Annotated in this window: 12 protein-coding genes; 6 read left to right on the forward strand and 6 right to left on the reverse strand. The window is 51.7% G+C overall.

Going from position 1 to position 18,953, the window contains the following annotated elements; genetic code table 11:
• Positions 1-16: 16 nt before the first annotated feature.
• Complete coding sequence (locus tag JWG88_RS12025) at positions 17-1,867, reverse strand: TolC family protein (RefSeq protein WP_205234017.1); 1,851 nt, start codon at positions 1,865-1,867, stop codon at positions 17-19.
• 814 nt (positions 1,868-2,681) lie between these two features.
• Here JWG88_RS12025 and carB point away from each other — a divergent pair.
• Both carB and JWG88_RS12035 read left to right on the forward strand, forming a co-directional pair.
• The gene (gene carB / locus JWG88_RS12030) at positions 2,682-5,885 is read left to right on the forward strand and encodes a carbamoyl-phosphate synthase large subunit (RefSeq protein WP_205234018.1); all 3,204 of its coding nucleotides are present in this window, start codon (positions 2,682-2,684) and stop codon (positions 5,883-5,885) included.
• A gap of 123 nt (positions 5,886-6,008) precedes the next feature.
• The gene (locus JWG88_RS12035; protein WP_205234019.1) at positions 6,009-7,412 is read left to right on the forward strand and encodes an amidophosphoribosyltransferase; all 1,404 of its coding nucleotides are present in this window, start codon (positions 6,009-6,011) and stop codon (positions 7,410-7,412) included.
• A 68-nt stretch (positions 7,413-7,480) separates the two neighbouring features.
• Here JWG88_RS12035 and JWG88_RS12040 read toward each other — a convergent pair whose 3' ends face one another.
• From JWG88_RS12040 to JWG88_RS12060, 5 genes are all read right to left on the reverse strand, one after another.
• A complete protein-coding gene (locus JWG88_RS12040; RefSeq protein ID WP_205234020.1) occupies positions 7,481-8,971 on the reverse strand; it encodes an ABC transporter ATP-binding protein in 1,491 nt (496 codons plus the stop codon).
• A gap of 46 nt (positions 8,972-9,017) precedes the next feature.
• A complete protein-coding gene (gene gpt, locus JWG88_RS12045) occupies positions 9,018-9,497 on the reverse strand; it encodes a xanthine phosphoribosyltransferase (RefSeq protein WP_205234021.1) in 480 nt (159 codons plus the stop codon).
• 81 nt (positions 9,498-9,578) lie between these two features.
• Positions 9,579-10,499: an ABC transporter permease gene (locus tag JWG88_RS12050; protein ID WP_205234022.1), complete on the reverse strand. Its 921-nt coding sequence runs from the start codon at positions 10,497-10,499 to the stop codon at positions 9,579-9,581.
• Positions 10,496-11,560, reverse strand: a complete 1,065-nt coding sequence (locus JWG88_RS12055) for an ABC transporter permease (RefSeq protein WP_205234023.1) — start codon at positions 11,558-11,560, stop codon at positions 10,496-10,498. Before JWG88_RS12055 ends, JWG88_RS12050 begins: the two co-directional genes overlap by 4 nt.
• 208 nt (positions 11,561-11,768) lie before the next feature.
• Complete coding sequence (locus JWG88_RS12060; protein ID WP_205234024.1) at positions 11,769-12,827, reverse strand: BMP family ABC transporter substrate-binding protein; 1,059 nt, start codon at positions 12,825-12,827, stop codon at positions 11,769-11,771.
• 276 nt (positions 12,828-13,103) lie between these two features.
• On the opposite strand from JWG88_RS12060, the gene JWG88_RS12065 reads away from it, so the two are divergent.
• The 4 genes from JWG88_RS12065 (at position 13,104) to JWG88_RS12080 (ending at position 18,625) form a co-directional block, all read left to right on the forward strand.
• Complete coding sequence (locus tag JWG88_RS12065) at positions 13,104-14,879, forward strand: SLC13 family permease (protein WP_205234025.1); 1,776 nt, start codon at positions 13,104-13,106, stop codon at positions 14,877-14,879.
• Positions 14,880-15,037: 158 nt separating this feature from the next.
• On the forward strand, positions 15,038-17,035 hold the full coding sequence (locus JWG88_RS12070) for an ATP-binding response regulator (RefSeq protein ID WP_205234026.1): 1,998 nt from the start codon (positions 15,038-15,040) through the stop codon (positions 17,033-17,035).
• Between the two features lie 350 nt (positions 17,036-17,385).
• Positions 17,386-17,952 (forward strand): cob(I)yrinic acid a,c-diamide adenosyltransferase, encoded by a 567-nt coding sequence (locus tag JWG88_RS12075; RefSeq protein WP_205234027.1) that lies wholly within the window; start codon positions 17,386-17,388, stop codon positions 17,950-17,952.
• Positions 17,942-18,625 (forward strand): ferredoxin--NADP reductase, encoded by a 684-nt coding sequence (locus tag JWG88_RS12080; RefSeq protein WP_205234028.1) that lies wholly within the window; start codon positions 17,942-17,944, stop codon positions 18,623-18,625. The genes JWG88_RS12075 and JWG88_RS12080 overlap by 11 nt, the downstream gene beginning before the upstream one ends.
• The last annotated feature ends 328 nt before the right edge of the window (positions 18,626-18,953 follow it).

Here is an 18,953-nt window from a genome sequence, read left to right on the forward strand (position 1 = left end):
TTACGCGCTGCCGCATTCATAACATTGGTTCTTCGCTGAGATTATTGACGTGTGCATGTATTGTCTCCAGGGCACTTTTGTCGCTCTCCTCTCTTCGAGGGCCGGTAAACAGACCCTGATGAGTTACCTTCAAGATACCTGCAGCTTTCATCAAGTCCAGTTCCGAAAGCCTGTAATTTAATTTGGCGTTCATCAAACTGTCACTTGCAAATACCAAGGAGTCTCGGGCTTCCAGTAAATCGCGGATTTCGATACGGCCGCTCCGCAAAAGCATTTCGGTTGCATCCACACGCCATTGGGCTACCTCCAGCGCCTTTTCCTGGATGGCTATCTGTTCTTGATATTCTTCCATGTTTCTAAGCTCATCTCTGACCTCGAGCTTGACGCTGTCTTCGGCACGCTGATAGTTTCTGATTTCCTCTTCCAATTGCAGTAAAAATGCGCGATAGACGATGCGTTCCGGCGTCTTGTTGAAAGGGGAGTCAAGGAAGAGGCCAACACCATACCGCCCTTCGTCAAGTCTCAATTCGGCATCGTTGAGATTCCAAGTGCCTATTGGTCGCCTGCCACCCACAGCGCCTGATAGCTGCAGGTACAGACCCGGCAGAAAATCGTTGGCTGCGACGAGCAACTTACGTCGCACATCGAAGACCCTGCCTTCGGGTATGCGTAAATCCAGGCGGTTCTCCATCGCCTTAGCAATCCAATAGTGATCCTGGAGAAAAAATTCATCCTGCTCGTCATCCGGAGAGAGAAATAACTGATCGGGGTCCTGCTCGGAAATGGGGCGCTCACCGGGAAGATCCTGGAAGCCCTCCATGGCAATCCGTCTCAGTTCCTCAGAGTCCAAACGGATTATCGCATCGGGTGGCAGACCCAGCTGAACCTTGAACCTGTCAAGTTCTCTTGCATACCCTTGACTTAACCTGAGCCAATTGTCCTTGGCCCGCAGGCTGTCCTGAATCGCCTGCGCAACCTGGATTTCGGGTAAACGGCCGGCCTCTGCCAAACGTTGGGCCCGCACCAGTGCCTCCTCCAACTTGCGATAGTTTTCCTCGGTATTGCGCACCTGATCAATGGCTTGCAACACCTGCAGATAGCTTCGAATAATATTGACTATAAAATCGGCCTTGTACTGTTCGAAGCCGTAGATCTCATAGACGATATTCCTTTCCGCTTGCGTCAGGGGTTCCCGGACTACATCTCTGCCCGCTCCTCGCAACAATGGCACAAGTATGGAGGCATCGCCATATATTCCTAGGGAGGATGATTCTCCCTGGGTGAGCAGTTTGACCAGATCGATGCCTATCCGGGTGGTGAGTTCCATGCCGGTCATGAACTTTTGGGTCAAGCTTAATTCGGCATTGTTAAACAGTGAATTTATCCTGTCTCCGTCGAAGTTACCGGAATCGAACAGCGATCCCAGCAAGCCGGTAAGGGAATGGCGGAATTCGTTTGCTTCCAGATCCAGCGCCAGTGCAGTCCTGAAAATTGCTTCCTTGCGGGTCTGGTATTCCCGGCTGTTTTGTGCTCCGACTTGAATGGCATCGAGGAGGGTAAGGACGTAAGGGGAAGCTTTTGGAGCCGATGAAAAATAATCTCTTCCGGATTGCTCATAATTTGCGTCGGTGAGAGAGAATGAGCTGTTGTGCGCGGGCAGTTCCTGATCCCGGAAAAGGATATTACGCAGGGTCTCGGACGGGCGTTCAATGGTAAAAGGTTCGGCCTGGCCCAATCCCTCGATTTGAGCATTCGCTATTGTCTGGTACGCGTCTTTATCGGTCTGAACGACCTGCTGATCTATATTGGCGCAGGAGCAGAGGAGAAAAGCGGCTGAAAAGAACGTGGCTGTCTGGATAAAGGTCATCGCTTCCTCGTAACTCGGCTATAAAAGAGAAACTGCTCTGCTATTTCGCTGGGTAAAGAGTATCGCCAGCCTGAACGATTCAAATACTTTATAATTTTCTGGATGGTCTTCTATTTAAAAGAATGCGCGAAAAATAATATAAAATCAAGAAAGAGTGCGCCTTGATCCATTAAATCACAATCTTTGGCTGGGGTTTGAGTGTATTTCAGACTTCCGGGAGATGATTTGGAAAGAAAAACGGCCATTGCGGGAGAATCGTCGTCCATTAATAGGCGGGCGCTATCAAGCCTGCAGAATCTTCGATTGACCGGAGGCATGGTGGAACTTGGTTCTGTGGCTCACACGATGATATCGCGGAGGTTGTTACGCCCTGTTCACCATCAACTTACCGCTCTAGCTTCCGGCCATTTGTTCATTTCGGTGCTGGCCTACCGTCTGTGATACAAGACGCTTCAGGTTGAAACAAGAGGATATTGTTTGTCGTAAATAGAAAGAAAGGTCACTTGGATACTGTTGCCTGATTTTTATATCTCTTACATAGGCCATACCTGGTTTTTCAGGAGGACTTAGGTGGGCTCTCTTCCCCTGAGCGTGCATTTTCTCAAAAAAACTGCGCAACAATAGAGTGATGATTACCTCTTGAGAGGATCCTTTTTCAGATCAAGAAAAAACTAACCCTTGATTTTAAGTGTGGCTTCATTTAACAAAGAAAGTTCACTGGCCGATTGGAAGATCGTTGCGTTGACCTGTCGTGAACGCATTCGTCCATAAAATCCATGGGGGACACCTCCCCACCTTCAAAAAGGAGCAGCGTATGCCCAGACGCGACGACATTCGTAAAATTCTGATCATCGGTTCCGGACCCATCGTCATCGGTCAGGCCTGCGAATTTGATTATTCCGGAACACAGGCCTGCAAGGCTCTGCGTGCTCTCGGTTACGAAATCGTGCTGGTCAATTCCAATCCCGCAACCATCATGACCGATCCGGGTATGGCCGATGCGACCTATATCGAGCCCCTCAATGTCAAGGTGCTGGAAAAAATCATCGCCGCCGAACGCCCCGATGCGATTTTACCCAACCTAGGGGGACAATCGGCGCTGAATCTTTCCTCTGAGCTGTATCATCAGGGCATTCTTGAAAAATACGCGGTGAAGGTGATCGGTGTCAACATCGAAGCCATCGAGCGCGGCGAGGACCGTATCGCCTTTAAGGCTGCCATGGAAGGCCTGGGTATCGACATGCCGCGCAGCACCGCAGTGACCACCCTCGAGGCTGCCGAAAAGGTGGCCGAGGAATTGGGATATCCCGTGGTCATCCGTCCGGCCTACACCATGGGCGGCACCGGCGGCGGGCTGGTCTACAATCTGGAAGAGTTGCGCACCATCGTGCCGCGCGGACTGGCGGCCAGCATGATCAACCAGGTGCTGGTGGAAGAATCGGTGCTCGGCTGGGAGGAACTGGAACTGGAAGTGGTGCGCGATGCCAAAAACCAGATGATCACCGTGTGTTTCATCGAAAATGTCGATGCCATGGGAGTGCACACCGGCGACAGCTATTGCACAGCCCCTATGCTCACCATCGAGCCGGCCCTGCAGAAAAAGCTGCAGGATTACTCCTATGCCATCGTCGAGGCCATTGAGGTGATCGGCGGCACCAATGTTCAGTTTGCTCATGATCCCAAGAGCGGCAGAATCACGGTTATCGAAATCAATCCACGCACCTCCCGCTCGTCGGCCCTGGCTTCCAAGGCCACCGGCCTGCCCATTGCCCGCGTTTCCGCGCTGCTGGCCGGCGGTCTGACCCTGGATGAGATTCCCTATTGGCGCGACGGCAGCCTGGAAAAATACACCCCCTCCGGCGATTACGTGGTGGTAAAATTCGCCCGCTGGGCTTTCGAAAAATTTGCCGGGATTGAGGATCGTCTCGGGACGCAGATGCGGGCCGTGGGTGAGGCCATGAGCATCGGCAAGAACTACAAGGAAGCGCTGCAAAAAGCGATCCGCAGCCTGGAGATCAACCGCTACGGCCTCGGATTCGCTAAGGACTTTAACACTCTCCCCCTGGAAACTCTGTTGGATCGGCTGGTTTTTGCCACCAGCGAGCGCCAGTTTCTGATGTATGAAGCTCTGCGCAAAGGCGCCACCATCGAGAAGCTGCAGGCCCTCACCCATATCAAGGCCTGGTTTATCGAGCAGATGCGGGAATTGGTGTTCCTGGAAGAGGAGATACTGAAGTATAAGGGGCGGCTCCCGCCGGACGATCTGCTGCGCCAGGCAAAAAAAGATGGCTTTGCCGACCGTTATCTCGCCAGATTACTGGGCGTGGCCGAGGAGGCCGTCCGCGACCGGCGAACAGCCATGGGCGTCGTCCAGGCCTGGGAGCCGGTGCCGGTCAGCGGAGTGGAGAATGCGGCCTATTATTACTCGACCTACAATGGAGAAGACCAGGTGGCGGTCAGCGACAAGCGCAAGATCATGGTGCTGGGAGGAGGTCCGAACCGCATCGGCCAGGGCATTGAGTTTGATTACTGCTGCGTGCACGCCGCCATGGCCATCCGCGAGGCGGGGTTGGAATCGATCATGGTCAACTGCAATCCCGAAACGGTCTCCACGGACTACGATACCTCCGACAAATTGTATTTCGAACCTCTGACCGTTGAAGATGTGCTCAGCATCTACCACAAGGAAAAACCGGAAGGCATCATCGTGCAGTTCGGCGGCCAGACCCCCCTGAACCTCGCCAGGGAGCTGGCCGCGGCAGGGGTGAATATTCTCGGCACCTCGCCAGAGGCCATCGATCTGGCCGAGGACCGGGACCGCTTCAACACGATCATGAGCCGCCTGGGCATTCCCCAGCCGGAATCGGGCATGGCCGGCAGTGCCGAGGAGGCTTTGAGCATCGCCGCCGACATCGGTTATCCGCTGATGGTGCGCCCTTCGTACGTTCTCGGCGGACGCGGCATGGAGATCGTCCATGACGACCAGATGCTCAAGCATTATCTCAATGTGGCCGTGGAGGAGGTCTCGCCCGAGAGGCCGGTACTGATCGACAAGTTCCTCGACAATGCCATCGAGGCCGAGGCCGATGCTATCGCCGATGGTGTAAGTGCCCACGTACCGGCGGTTATGGAGCATATCGAGCTGGCCGGTATTCATTCGGGCGATTCAGCCTGCGTCATCCCGCCGATCAGTATCGCCCCCAAGGAACTGGATACCATCCGCGAATACACGCGCCGCATCGCCATCGAATTGAAGGTGGTCGGTCTGATGAACATCCAGTATGCTATTCAGAACGATACGGTATATGTGCTGGAGGCCAATCCGAGGGCTTCACGCACCGTGCCGATTGTTTCCAAAGTATGCGGGCTTTCCATGGCGAGCCTGGCCACCCGGATCATTCTCGGAGAAACTCTGGACGACCTTGATCTGCGCGAAACCCAGATTCCTTATTTCGGCGTGAAGGAAGCGGTGTTTCCCTTCAATATGTTTCCCGAGGTGGACCCGGTGCTCGGTCCGGAGATGCGTTCAACCGGGGAGGTTCTGGGAATGGCGAGCTCCTTCGGCGGCGCCTTTTTCAAAGCTCAGGAGGCAACCCAGGCTATTCTACCCCTGCAGGGTGCCGTGCTGTTCACCATTGCCGATCGTGACAAGCAGGCGGCCCTGGAGCCGGTGCGCCGCTTCCGCGAACTGGGTTTCACGATCATGGCCACCGAAGGCACCCATCAGTTCCTCAAGGAAAAAGGGATCGAGACCCAGCCGGTCTATAAACTGGGCCTGGGCAGACCCAACCTGGTGGACGCCATCAAGAGCGGACAGATACATCTGATGATCAATACCCCCAGCGGCAAAAAAGGCTCCGCCGACAGCTCCAATATCCGCAAGACGGCGATCAAGTATAAAATTCCCTATATTACCACCACGGCGGCCGCCATCGCCGCCGCCAAAGGCATCGCCGCGATAGGTGGAGGAGAGGCGAAGGTGCGCTCCCTGCAGAGCTATCACGGGGACATCCGCTGAAGGTGGACTTGAGCGAGCGGAGGAAGAGATAAGAGAATGAGCGTTAGGAGGTTGTCCGGGAGCAGGCATTTTTGCTCTGATCAGCTAAGCGAACGTGTGAATTCAATTTTTTGGGGTTTTTAAATGGGCGGTTTTTTTGGAATAGTATCGAAAACGGATTGTGTGGCGGATCTTTATTACGGCACCGACTATCACTCGCATCTGGGAACAAAACGCGGTGGCATGGCTGTGCGCAACACGCACGGATTCCATCGCGCCATCCATAATATCGAGAATTCGTACTTCCGTTCGAAGTTTGAGTCCGAGCTGGCCGAGTTTCACGGCCTGCAGGGCATTGGCGTGATCAGCGATACCGATCCGCAGCCATTGGTCATCGATTCGCACCTGGGCACCTTCGCCATCGTTACCGTGGGCCGGATCAACAATCTTGCCGATCTGATCGACAAGGCCTTTGCCAGAAAAGACTATTTCTCGAGCACCTCCGACGGCATCACCAATCCTACCGAAGTGGCGGCCATGCTGATATGCCGGGAGGAGAGTTTCGAGGCCGGTATCCGCTCCGCCCAAGAGGCCATTCAGGGCTCGTGTTCCCTGCTCCTGCTTACCGACAAGGGAATCTATGCGGCCCGCGATCGCCTGGGGCGGACCCCCCTGGTGGTGGGCCGTCGCGCCGACGCCACGGCGGTCACTTTCGAAACCAGCGCTTTTCCGAATCTGGGGTTCGAGACGGTATATTTCCCGGGCCCTGGCGAGGTTGTCTTCCTGACCGCCGACGGCTGGGAACAGCGGCTTCCCGCTGGTGAACGCATGCAGATCTGCTCTTTTCTCTGGGTATATTACGGCTACCCGGCTTCCGAATACGAAAGCATTAATGTGGAGCGGGTGCGCTATAACTGTGGGGCCGCACTGGCCTGCCAGGACAATACGGAGGTGGATTTAATAGCAGGGATTCCCGATTCAGGTATCGGCCATGCGCTCGGCTATGCCAACCATAAAAAAATCCCTTACGGCCGGCCATTCGTCAAGTATACCCCGACCTGGCCGCGCAGTTTCATGCCCCAGAACCCGGAGATGCGTGATTTGGTCGCCAAAATGAAACTGATTCCCGTGCGCCGGCTCATCGAGGGGCAGCGTCTGCTCTTCTGCGACGATTCGATCGTGCGCGGCACCCAGCTCAGGGAAAATGTGCAGATCCTCTTCGACTGTGGCGCCTGCCAGGTGCACATGCGCACGGCTTGTCCCACCCTCATTTATCCCTGCGAATTTCTCAATTTCTCCTCTTCGCGTTCAACCCTGGATCTGATTGGCCGCAAAACTATTCAGGAACTGGAAGGGGCTGAAGATAAGGATTTACGCGAGTATGCCGAGTCCGGTTCGAGCAAAAACCTGGCGATGATTGAGAGCATCTGCAGCAAGTTGCATCTGACATCCCTCAAATACCAGCACCTTGATGATCTGGTGGCCGCCATCGGCCTGCCCAAGGAACGGTTGTGCACACATTGCTGGGATGGCAGCAGCTATTATTAACTTCCTTGAAGCACCATCACCTGCAGGCTGCCCTTTCCGCCATGGTCGGTCGTTGGTCTGAAAATCTTTCAGCTGCGGTAAGTTCCGGCCATCATCTGCGGGATCTGCTCGAGCTTTTCTCCATTGGCCGAAGAAAAGCAGTCCACGATTTTACCGCCGAACATTACGGCAATGCGGTCTGACAGAGTGAGGGCTTCGGTGAGGTCCCCGGTAACAAGAAGAATGCCCGCTTCTTCCCGAGCCTTAAGGAGGAGTTTCCAGACATCTTCAATGGCGGCGATATCAAGTCCCTGGGTTGGCTGTTCGGCTACTATCAGGCGCGGCTGTCTGTAAAATTCTCGGCAGAGCACCATTTTCTGCAGATTGCCGCCTGATAACTGAGAAGCCAGGATATTCAGGTCCGGGGGCCTGATGTCGAACTCATGCAGAAGATTATCCGCCTTTTCCCGGGCCTCTTCCCGCAATAGCCAGATTCCACTGCGAAAGCCATCCCGGGTGGTCAGCAGGAAGTTGTCGAGCAGATCGAGGCCCTGGCAGGTCGCCAGGCCCTGCCGGTCCTCGGGAATATAGCTCAGCGCGTTTTTCCAGTTCCTCGCGGCATAAAAACGTCTCCACTCAAGACCCAGCAGATAGACGCTGTCTATAGAGGGCTGCTGTAGTCCGCAGATCACCTCGACCAGAGGTTTCTGGCCGTTGCCGGCGACTCCGACAAGGCCCAGTATCTCACCTTGTCTGACGGTGAGAGAGATTTCCTGCAGGGTGGCATGATTGAGTTTCTCAACCTTGAGAACCATCTGCCTGGGCTCACTCGGCACCCTGTCCACCTTAAGCAGGACTTCCCGGCCGATCATGCGTTCAGCGAGTTCCGAGGTTGAGGACACATTTGTCTTTTTCATGGTATCGACGACTTCACCCCTTCTGAGTATGGCGATGTCATCGGCTATAGACATGACCTCGTCGAGTTTATGGCTGATAAAGACGATGGCCTTGCCCTGGTCCGCCATAAGCCGCATGGTGGCGAAAAGACCACGGGCTTCCTCCGGGGTGAGCACTGCGGTGGGTTCATCGAAAATGAGAATACTGCTTTTCCTGTGCAGCAATTTGAGGATTTCGACCTGCTGCTTTTCACCCATGGAGAGATCACTGATTCTCATGCCGGGTAAAAGTTTCATCCCATATCTGCTGCTGAGAGTGGTTACCTCTTCGTTCATTTTCCCGGTGTTGAGGAAAAACGATCCTGTTTTTCCAAGGAACACATTCTCCATCACGGTCATGGCTTCCACCAGTTTGAAATGCTGATAGACCATGCCGATGCCGGCATTAATGGCTTTGTCGGTCGAGGTAAAACGAACCTCTTCACTGTCGAGCAGAATGGTGCCGGAATCAGGCTGCAGCTGGCCGGCCAGAATCGACATGAGCGTAGATTTTCCGGCACCGTTTTCTCCGAGCAGAGCAAGGATACGGCCTTTATGAATATCTAAGGAGATATTGTGATTGGCCTTGACCTTGCCGAAAGATTTACTGATGCCTTCGAGCCGTATGGTTGGAACATGTGCCATTGAGGTTTGCTGCTTCATTAAAAAGGATAACGGTTGATTACGAGTTCTACAGTCCGGCAATGGGATGGACAAACTGTGACTCGGTATCCCAGGGAAAAAGAATCCAGGTGTCCTGGCTCACTTCGGTGATGAAGGTATCCACCAGGGGGCGCCCTGCAGGTTTGGCATATACCGTGGCAAAGTGGGCTTTAGGTATTCTCTCCCTCACCAGCTTCGCGGTTCTGCCGGTGTCGACAAGATCATCCACCAGGAGCCAGCCCTCACCGTTTCCATGGAAATCCTTGAGGACCTCGGCTTCACCTTTCTTGTCCTGCCAGTCATAGCTGGAGACGCAGATGGTATCAACTGTATGAAGATTGAGTTCCCTGGCGATAATTGCCGAGGGGACCAGGCCGCCCCGGGTGATGGCAATTATTCCCTTGAAATAATGATCACTCAGGAGACGCCAGGCAAGGGCCTTAGAGTCCCTGTGCAGTTGATCCCAGGAAATAGGGTAGGTTCGCTGATAGTCGTTGGAATTATTCATTGTTCACCTCTTTAGTACCTTAGAGATTGTTCTCGTTTCTTTGATCAGACTAGTTGGGTTGGTTATCAATTTCGATATAGGTTAATCCGTTGGTTCCATATTGACTCCCAGGGCGCCGGGTGCCTCCGATCTCCCTCTTCTCCAGGAGGAGAATACCAGTACGATAATGGTGAGCAGGTAGGGCAGCATCAGCAAGAGTGATGAGGGCAGCTCGGTGCCGGCAGCCTGTAAACGAAGCTGGAGAGACATGATCCCGCCGAACAGATAGGCACCGAAGACAGCCCTCCCCGGCCGCCAGAAGGCGAATATGACCAGAGCAACGGCTATCCAGCCGCGGCCTGCCGTCATGTTGTTGGTCCACAAATGAGTATAGGCCAGGGAAAGATAGGCGCCGCCAAGTCCCATGAAAAATCCTCCTGTCAGAATTCCCCCCCATCTGTACAAGGTGACACTCAGTCCGGCAGCCTTTGCCGCAGCAGGGTTTTCGCCGACTGCCCTGATCCCCAGGCCATGCCGGCTGAAAAAGAGGAAGTACCAGAGTAACGGGGGTATCAGGTAGGTTATGTAAACCAGCGGATCGTGATTAAAAAAAATAGGTCCTATTCCTGGAATCTCGGAGAGATACGGTACTGCGTAGGGGGAAAATCCCGGGGCAGACTGGCCGACGTAGGAGGTTCCCAGATAGTTGGCGAAGCCTGTGCCCAGAATGGTCAGAGCAAGTCCCGAGACCACCTGATTGCCTTGGAATATCAGGCAGACAATACCGTGGAGGGAAGCCGCCGCCACACCGGCCATCCCTGCGAGAAAAAAAGCCAGAGCCGGGTTGCCGGTGAATTTGGCCGCGATAAATCCGGCCAGGGCACCGACAATCATGATACCTTCAACACCGAGATTAAGGACACCGGATTTTTCGGTGATGATTTCACCGAGAGTGGCATATAAAATAGGAGTGCCCGACTGGACTGTTGCCGCCAGCAGCGGTATGACCAGTTCCATCATCATTTTTCTTTCACCACAAGGATTCTATAGCGGATAAAAAAGCTGCCGGCAAGGACGGTAAGCAGGATCATACCCTCCATAATGCCGCCGAAAGCCGCAGGAACCTGAAGGTCGAGTTGAAGATTTTCCACACCGACACGCAGGCCCGCAAGCAGAAAAGAAGCAAGACCGATATAGAGGGGATTGAGACTGGCCAGCCAGGCAACGACGATGGCAGTATACCCGTAGCCCACCATGATGCTGGGCTGCAACCGGTTGACGGTGGCGGAGGCCTCGATGAATCCCGCCCATCCTGCCAGGGCGCCGCTTAATACCATGACCAGGAAAACCAGCCTGTCATAGGGAAGACCGGCATATTTGGCGGCCTTGACGCTGTCGCCGCTGGCTTTAAGCGCAAACCCCAGGGTTGTGTAGCGGAAGAAAATCCAGAAGATGACAGCGAGAGCCACACAATGAAAAAGCCCCCAGTTGACGCCGGTGCTGCCTATTTTGCCTACTATTGCCGCAGGCGAGAATTCTGGTGTCATTGGAAAGCCGAAGCTTGTCGGATCTTTCCAGACCCCATAGACTAAAAAATCGAGAATCAGGATGGCGATATAATTCATCATCAGGCTGACGATGATTTCATTAGCCTGCATTTTCTGGCGAAGCAGCGCCGGTATCAGACCCCAGAAGCCGCCGGCTAATACCGCCATGACTATCATTGCCGGCAGCAGAATCCAGGCGGGTTGGTCCGGAAAGGAGAGCGCTATCCAGGTGGCGCCCATGGCGCCGAGGCAAAATTGGCCTTCGGCTCCGATGTTCCAGATTTGCAGGCGGAAGGCAATGGCAACACCAAGGGAGGCGAGAAAAATGGGAATGGCTTTGATGAGGCTGTCTTCGATGGCCCATCGGGAACCAAAAGCCCCCTGAAACAATACAGCAATTCCTTCGAGAGGCGGTGTACCGCGCAGGGCGAGCAGTAGTCCGCTGAAAAAGAGCGACAACAGGATTGCTCCAAATAAAACAAGACAGGAGCTCCAGCCAAGGGGCTCCTGTCTTTTTGTGACTCTCAGATGGATCATCCGATAAGTGAGTGGTAGATTTTATGTAACTCTTCAGCAAGAAGCTAAAAACCGGCTGTTTGCCCTGAACTGCAACTGTCCAGAGGTAGCACCCTGACGGGCATAAACTTCGACTCCGGATGTGCAGAGGCAGCCCAAAAAACTATAGTGTACCTATGCCTTTCGGGCTGATCGTGTGCAAATGGGGTGCTGCTGAATAGTTACGATTTTATTTTGTGGTGCCGATTACACCTTCAACAAACCAGGTCATGCCAAGCAGGGACTGGTCGTCGGCTGAAACGCCTTCTTCAATTTTGACATTGCCGTCCTGATCTTTTATTGGACCGGTAAAAACCGAGGCTTCGCCTTTGACGATCTCGGCTTTTTTGGCGTTGACCATATCCTGAACTTCCTGCGGCACCATGGAACCAAAAGGAGCCAGATCAACAATACCTGTTTCCATGCCGAGCCATACTGCATCAGATTTCCAGGTACCTTCCTGAACACTTTCTACAACGGATGCATAGTATGGTCCCCAGTTCCAGATTGGTGCGGTAAGATGTGCTTTCGGAGCGAAGGCTGACATGTCGGAGTTGTAGCCAATCGAGTATACATTCTTTTCCTGGGCTGCTTCTTGCGGACCCGGTGAATCCTGGTGCTGAGCGATAACGTCGGCGCCGACATCGAGCAGTGATTTCGCCGCTTCTTTCTCGGTGGCCGGATCATACCAGGTTTTGGTCCAGACAACTCTCACCTGTGCTTCGGGATTTACAGCCTGCGCTCCCAGGGTGAAGGCGTTGATCCCCCTGATAACCTCGGGAATAGGAAAGGCAGCGACATAACCGAGAGTGTTGGATTTTGTCATCGCTCCGGCTACCATGCCAGAGAGGTAGCGGGCCTGATACATCCTGCCGAAATAGTTGCCCATATTTTCAGCGGTTTTGAACCCCGAACAATGCATGAACACGCTGTCCGGAAATTGTTTGGCAACTTTCAGCATCGGATCCATATATCCGAAACTTGTGGCGAATATGATGTCGAAGTTCTTCCTGGCCATGTTCTGGATAACACGCTCGGAATCCGGTCCTTCCGGCACAGCTTCGACATAGGATGTGGTAACACCTTCCATCTCTTCTATTGCCTGACGGCCTAAGTCATGAGCGTAGGACCAGCCGGCATCGCCAATAGGCGATACATAGACAAAACCGACCTTCATCTCCTCTGCGGATACTGTTCCGCAAAAGCCCAGAGTCAGGGCCACTGTGAGCAAAATCCTGATAATGCGCATTCTTTTATCCTCCTGGTGAAAAATTAATACCTTAATATATCATTTGAAAGTTTATAAGGCATCATATACGTAATGATGTCGGCTGTGTCAAAGAAAAACGATAAAAATGGGCAAACATTTGGAAAAACCCGGAAGTGTTATTTCCCGATCAATGAGCTTCTGTAATTTTATTCTTGTAAAATATCTTCAGGTGTTGAATAGTTGACTTAACAGTTTTAGGGACGCGTAAGTAATAGATTCTCCTTAAAAATACCTCTTTCTGCCAGGAATGATGAGATGGATATCTGGATTATCTCAGCTATATTGCTGCTGACCCTGTACTTGCTCATAACGGAGAAAATTTCTCTCGATCTGACGGCGATCTGCATCATAGTTCTTCTTGTCGTTTTCAGGATTCTGACGCCCAAAGAGGCTGTCATGGGATTTTCCAATCCGGCCGTAATAACCGTCGGCGCCATGTTTGTGGTGAGTAAGGGGCTGATGCGCACCGGCGGAGTGGAATTTATAGGCCGGCGTGTGGTCAGGCTTGCCCGCAGCAATCTCACCATGGCACTTGCCGTTATTCTCCTCACAGTTGCCGTGGCTTCGGCTTTTATCAACAATACTCCGGTGGTGATTCTTTTTATTCCCGTGGTAATGACCATGTGCTGTGATCTTGGTCTGAGTCCGTCACGATTCCTGATTCCGGTTTCATACGCTTCAATCCTTGCCGGCACCTGCACGCTTATCGGAACCTCCACCAATATTATTGTCAGCGACCTCAGCGAGGAGTTCGGCTATGGCGCACTGTCGATGTTCGAACTTTCGATAATCGGCGTTCCTATCGCCCTGATGGGCGTCATCTTTCTATTGATTGCGGCGCCCCGGCTGCTGCCTTCTCTGGCAAATCCCATCTGCCAGCTCCAGGATAGTGAACATAGAAAATATCTATCCGAGCTGCGCATTCCCGAAGGAAGTAGGTTGATAGGAGAAAATCCGACCGGGTTTTTTCAGGAGAAATATCCTGATATCGAAGTCATAGAGCTGGTGCGGGAGTCCCATATTTATCATCCTTCACGAGATAGGGTTCGGATGTCGGAGGACGATATTCTGCTGGTAAAAGGTTCGCTCAATGACCTTGTCGCAATTCTGCAGAAAGAGGAGGCAAAACTACCCAAAGAGGAAGAAGGACTGACCATGGGGGCACAAAAAGATGCGCCGGTTGTCGTGGAGCTGATAATTGCACCCAATTCTTCGCTTCTGGGCAGAAGATTAAGCAATACCGATCTTGCTGGAGATCCGGAGGTCAAAATCATCGCGGTAAAGCGAACCAATCTGCATATGTCGGAGAAGCAGATTCATGATGTCCGTCTTAAGGTTGGTGATATCCTGCTGATCTGGTGTCAGAGTTCCAAGCTTGAATCCATACGAACCAAGATGGATTATATCGTCATCGAGGACGTTTATGAGGAGATTGTTCATAAGCGCAAGGCTATCTGGGCCATAGTCAATTTCGTCGGCATGGTGGGCACCGCAACCCTGGGACTTGCAGATATCATGACCTGTGCGCTGACGGCGGCTTTTCTCATGATTATCACCGGGTGTATCCAGATGCGCGACGCCTACAAGGCGCTTCAGGGCGATGTCCTCCTCCTCATTGCCGGAACTATAGCTCTGGGAGCCGCCATGCAGAAAACCGGGGCAAGTCAGCTTTATGCCGAGGCATTTTTAAGTCTCTTTGCGTCGTTTTCACCTACCATTGTTCTCGGTGCCATGATTTTGCTTACCAGTCTCAGTACTCAACTTGTCAGCAACAATGCCACGGCCGTCCTGCTCCTCCCTATTGCCGTTTCAACGGCGCTGGGGATAGGCGTCGATCCTAAACCTTTTATTATCGGGGTCTGTATCGGTGCCAGTGCCTGTTTCGCCACGCCTGTGGGCTACCAGACCAATCTGATGGTATTTGGCCCCGGGGGATATAGTTTCAAGGATTATCTGCGCTTAGGGATACCTCTCAATATTTTCGTGATTCTCGCTGGAATGCTGTTCATCCCCCTTATCTGGGCCTTTTAATTATCCGGATTTCAACAATATCACTACCGAAACTACGCCTTTGTGTTAGTGAAAAGTGTGTAATATTATATTTTTAACGGGCATTTAATAATGCATTCAATTATAAAAACGGGTGTTGCTGATTGATCTTTTCCTCTCGAAGACCGCCGAATTAAATTATGAGCAAGAAAATTAATATCCTGGGAGTTGATGATAAACCGGAAAATCTCCTCGCCCTCGAGGCAGTTCTTGAAGATCTTAATATCAATTTAATTAAGGCTTCTTCAGGTGAAGAAGCTCTGGAATGTCTTTTGCGCGTGGATTGTGCACTCATTCTGATGGATGTCATGATGCCCGGGCTCGGTGGTTATGAAACTGCAAAATTGATACGCAGCCGTGAAAAAAGCCGGCAGATCCCTATAATTTTTATCACTGCAATAAACCCCGAACAGGAACATGTCTTCAAAGGATATGACTGCGGTGGGGTCGATTATCTCTTTAAGCCTATTGTTGCTGAAGTATTGAGAAACAAAGTTTCGATTTTTGTCGAACTCTTCCAGCAGAGAAAGCGGTTGAAGGATAAGGCACAGGAGCTGCAGATCGCCAACGACCATATTTCCATGCAGCAGCAGGAGCTGTGCCAAAGCGAGGTGCGATTTAGAACGGCGTTTGAGCAATCCTTCCAGTTCATGGCCATTCTTGACCCGGCTGGCAGGGTGATTGAACTGAATAAATTGGCGCAGAAACTCTGTGGAATCTACACGGGAAGCCTTGTCGGTCAATTTCTCTGGAATATCTGCTGGGTTGGCCAGGATGATGAAAATATGAAGTTGCGCCGGGCCATAGACAGGGCTGCCGAGGGAGAGTGTATCTGCGACGAGGCTACTTTTACAGACATCAAAGGCAGCACCAGGTTCCTTTATCGCTCTGTGTCGCCGGTCAAGGATGAAAGCGGCAAAGTGGTGTATATAACCGTCCAGGGACACGATATTACCGACAAGGTTATTGCCGAAAACGAAAAGAGAAACCTTGAGATACTGCTGCAGCAGGCTCAGAAAATGGAAGCTCTCGGTGCACTTGCCGGCGGCATAGCCCATGATTTCAATAACGTTTTAAGTGTCATAATAGGCAATGCCGATCTTGCCGTAAACAGTTGCGACAGAAGTTCACCGCAGCTGCAGTTTCTTAACCGTATCCATGAAGCCGGCAGAAAAGCCAGAGAGCTGGTCAAGCAGATACTTTCCTTCAGCCGTCAGGCCGAGATCGAGAAGGTGGTGCTGCAGCCCTCACAGGTTTTAGTTGAGTCCATAAAGCTGCTGCGGTCTTCTATCCCGACCACCATTGAGATCGTGCAGGATATCGATCCCCAATGCGGTGCCATTTTAGCCGACCCCACACAATATCATCAGATTATCATGAACCTGTGTACCAACGCCTTTCATGCCATGGAGGAAAAAGGTGGAAAACTCATGATCGGGCTCTGCCGGGAGGATGTGGATTACCGGTACTACCATGACCTGGGTCTCAAGCCGGGGGGGTATGCCCATCTTATTGTCGAAGATAACGGCTATGGTATTGATAAGGAGCATCTGGAGAAAATATTCGATCCCTATTTTACCACAAAAGAAAAGGGGAAGGGTACAGGAATGGGCCTTGCCATCGTGCACGGTATCGTCAAGGGACATGGCGGAGTAATTCATGTGGATCGCAAAGATAATGAGGGAACAGCTTTCCATGTCTACCTCCCTCTGGTCAACAGGGAGGGCGACCAAAAAGAGGAACCCCTCGATGTGCTGTCTTACGGCAGCGAGCATATTCTTCTTGTGGATGACGAAGAACCATTGCTGGAAATGGTGAAAAATATGCTCGAGCTCATGGGCTATCAGGTAACTTCCTGCATCAGCAGTAGGGATGCACTGCATGTCTTCGAGCAATCACCGGATACATTCGATCTCGTCATTACCGACCAGACCATGCCCGGTATGACAGGCTTTGAACTTGCCGGGAAAATATTGTCGATCAGAACAGGAATGCCCATTGTTCTATGTACCGGCTACAGTCCGAATATTTCCCGTAAAAGTATTGCGGCTCTTGGAATCAAGGAGCTTGTCCTCAAACCTCTTGCTCTTGATGAATTTTCCAATGTCATCCGCCGAGCCATTGATCAGGCCGATTGATCCTGCGGCTTCTTAAAACTCGCCATCGACCAGTGCGGATTACCCCATGCGTGATGGCGTCCCGATACGCACCCATACGGGCATAAACTCCGACTTCGAGAAAGCCCGATCTCCTGCATTGCAGGTTTTTGGCAGGCCGCCTTCGACATAGACCTGTATAGTCGAAGGGCTTGCCTGCCAAAAACATAAACGAACTTTTATCCAGCCATCTGATATCGGACACTTTTTTACGGAATTATCATAAAGTGAAATGATCTCCAAAAGCATAATTGCCTCCTGGTTTTTTGTTTTAGTGAAAAAAGGGTATACTTGGAAAAAGTTAATGCAACCAATCAGGATCAGGAGGCTGAATGAAAATTTATACCCGGACGGGAGATAGCGGCAAAACCAGCCTATTTTCGGGAGAACGGCTGAAGAAGAATACCATACGGGTAGAGGCGTATGGTACGGTTGATGAACTCTGCTCGTTTGTCGGAGTTATTGAGGCGGTTCTCCCGCAGAACGGCAGCAGAGATATTCTCTCGCGGAATTTGCGCAGTATCCAGAGGGATCTTTTTGCCATAGGTGCCATTCTGGCTACATCCCCTGAATCAGGAGATATACATCTTCTGCAGAATGTGGAAAAAGCCCGGATCGAATTTCTGGAAAAGGAAATTGATGCAATGCAGAGGGATCTGGACCCGCTTCATGCCTTCATACTGCCGGGCGGCCATGAATCCGCAGCCTGGGCTCAAGTGGTCAGGGCCATCTGCCGCCGGGCCGAGAGAACGATTATTACCTGCGCTGAATCTGAGGGTCCGGATAATCTGGAGGAAATTATGCGGTATATCAATCGCCTATCCGATTACTTCTTCGTTCTCGCCAGATATCTTAATAAATGTGAAGGAATCGCGGATTACACCTGGCATGAAGAGTGACCATACCGCCACAGAATATCGTGTTCGTGTTGAGGCGATAAGATGGTTGAGCATGAGTGTTTTCGAATTGAACCTGGAGAAACCAGCCGGCTTCTCCTTTTTGCCCGGTCAGAAAATATCCTGCGTAATCGATGGACTCTCCCGCGAATATTCCCTGGCGGGCTCACCCGGGCAGGACACACTGGCGATCTGTATCCGTCTTGTTCCAGGCGGCACTGTCTCGCCCAGACTAGCCGAATTGAACACGGGTGATATCATTTCTATTTCCGCCCCGTATGGCTATTTTTTGTATCGGCCAGGCAGGGGCAGGGCAGTTTTTGTTGCTACCGGGACAGGAATGGCGCCTTTTGTCTCCTATAGTCTGTCTGGTGTGAAAGGATACATAATGCTCCATGGCGAAATCGCTGTGAACGAGTTGTATTACAGGAACGAACTGCAGAAGAATGCAACTCTCTATGTACCATGTCTCTCGGATGAAGAAGAAAATCTGGTAAAGCTGAATGAAGGATTCAGTGGTCGGGTCACCACCTACCTGCGTGAGCGTCTGCCAAAAGATACCTATACCTTTTATCTATGCGGAAATGGAGCAATGATAAGAGATGCTGTTGAGGTGATAGACAGGCAGTTTCCCATGTCCAGAGTATTCACTGAGACATTCTTCATATCCGATTAGCAGCGCGGATGATTTTACTAAAAGGTCGAAAAGGACCTGGAGTATTACGCTCACCAGGAATTTTCCACCGGGGTGCAGTGTGATACATCGATAACCATGAAGATGTAGCCGGCTGTCTGGATGAAAAATGTTAATGCGAATAATTATTACTATTGACAAAGGAAATGTATCCATTCTATATTAAAAACGATAAGCAAATGGTATGTCTATTTAATTGGTTCTTTATGCTGGCGTCGTAAAAAACCCGATCTCCGGCATTGCAGGTTTTTAGCCGGCCTTCGATTTTGCTACCTGTATAATCGAAGACCTGCCAAAAACATTGCGCCTT

Origin of the sequence: Desulfopila inferna (assembly GCF_016919005.1) — a bacterium.
Classification (GTDB): Bacteria; Desulfobacterota; Desulfobulbia; order Desulfobulbales; family Desulfocapsaceae; genus Desulfopila_A; species Desulfopila_A inferna.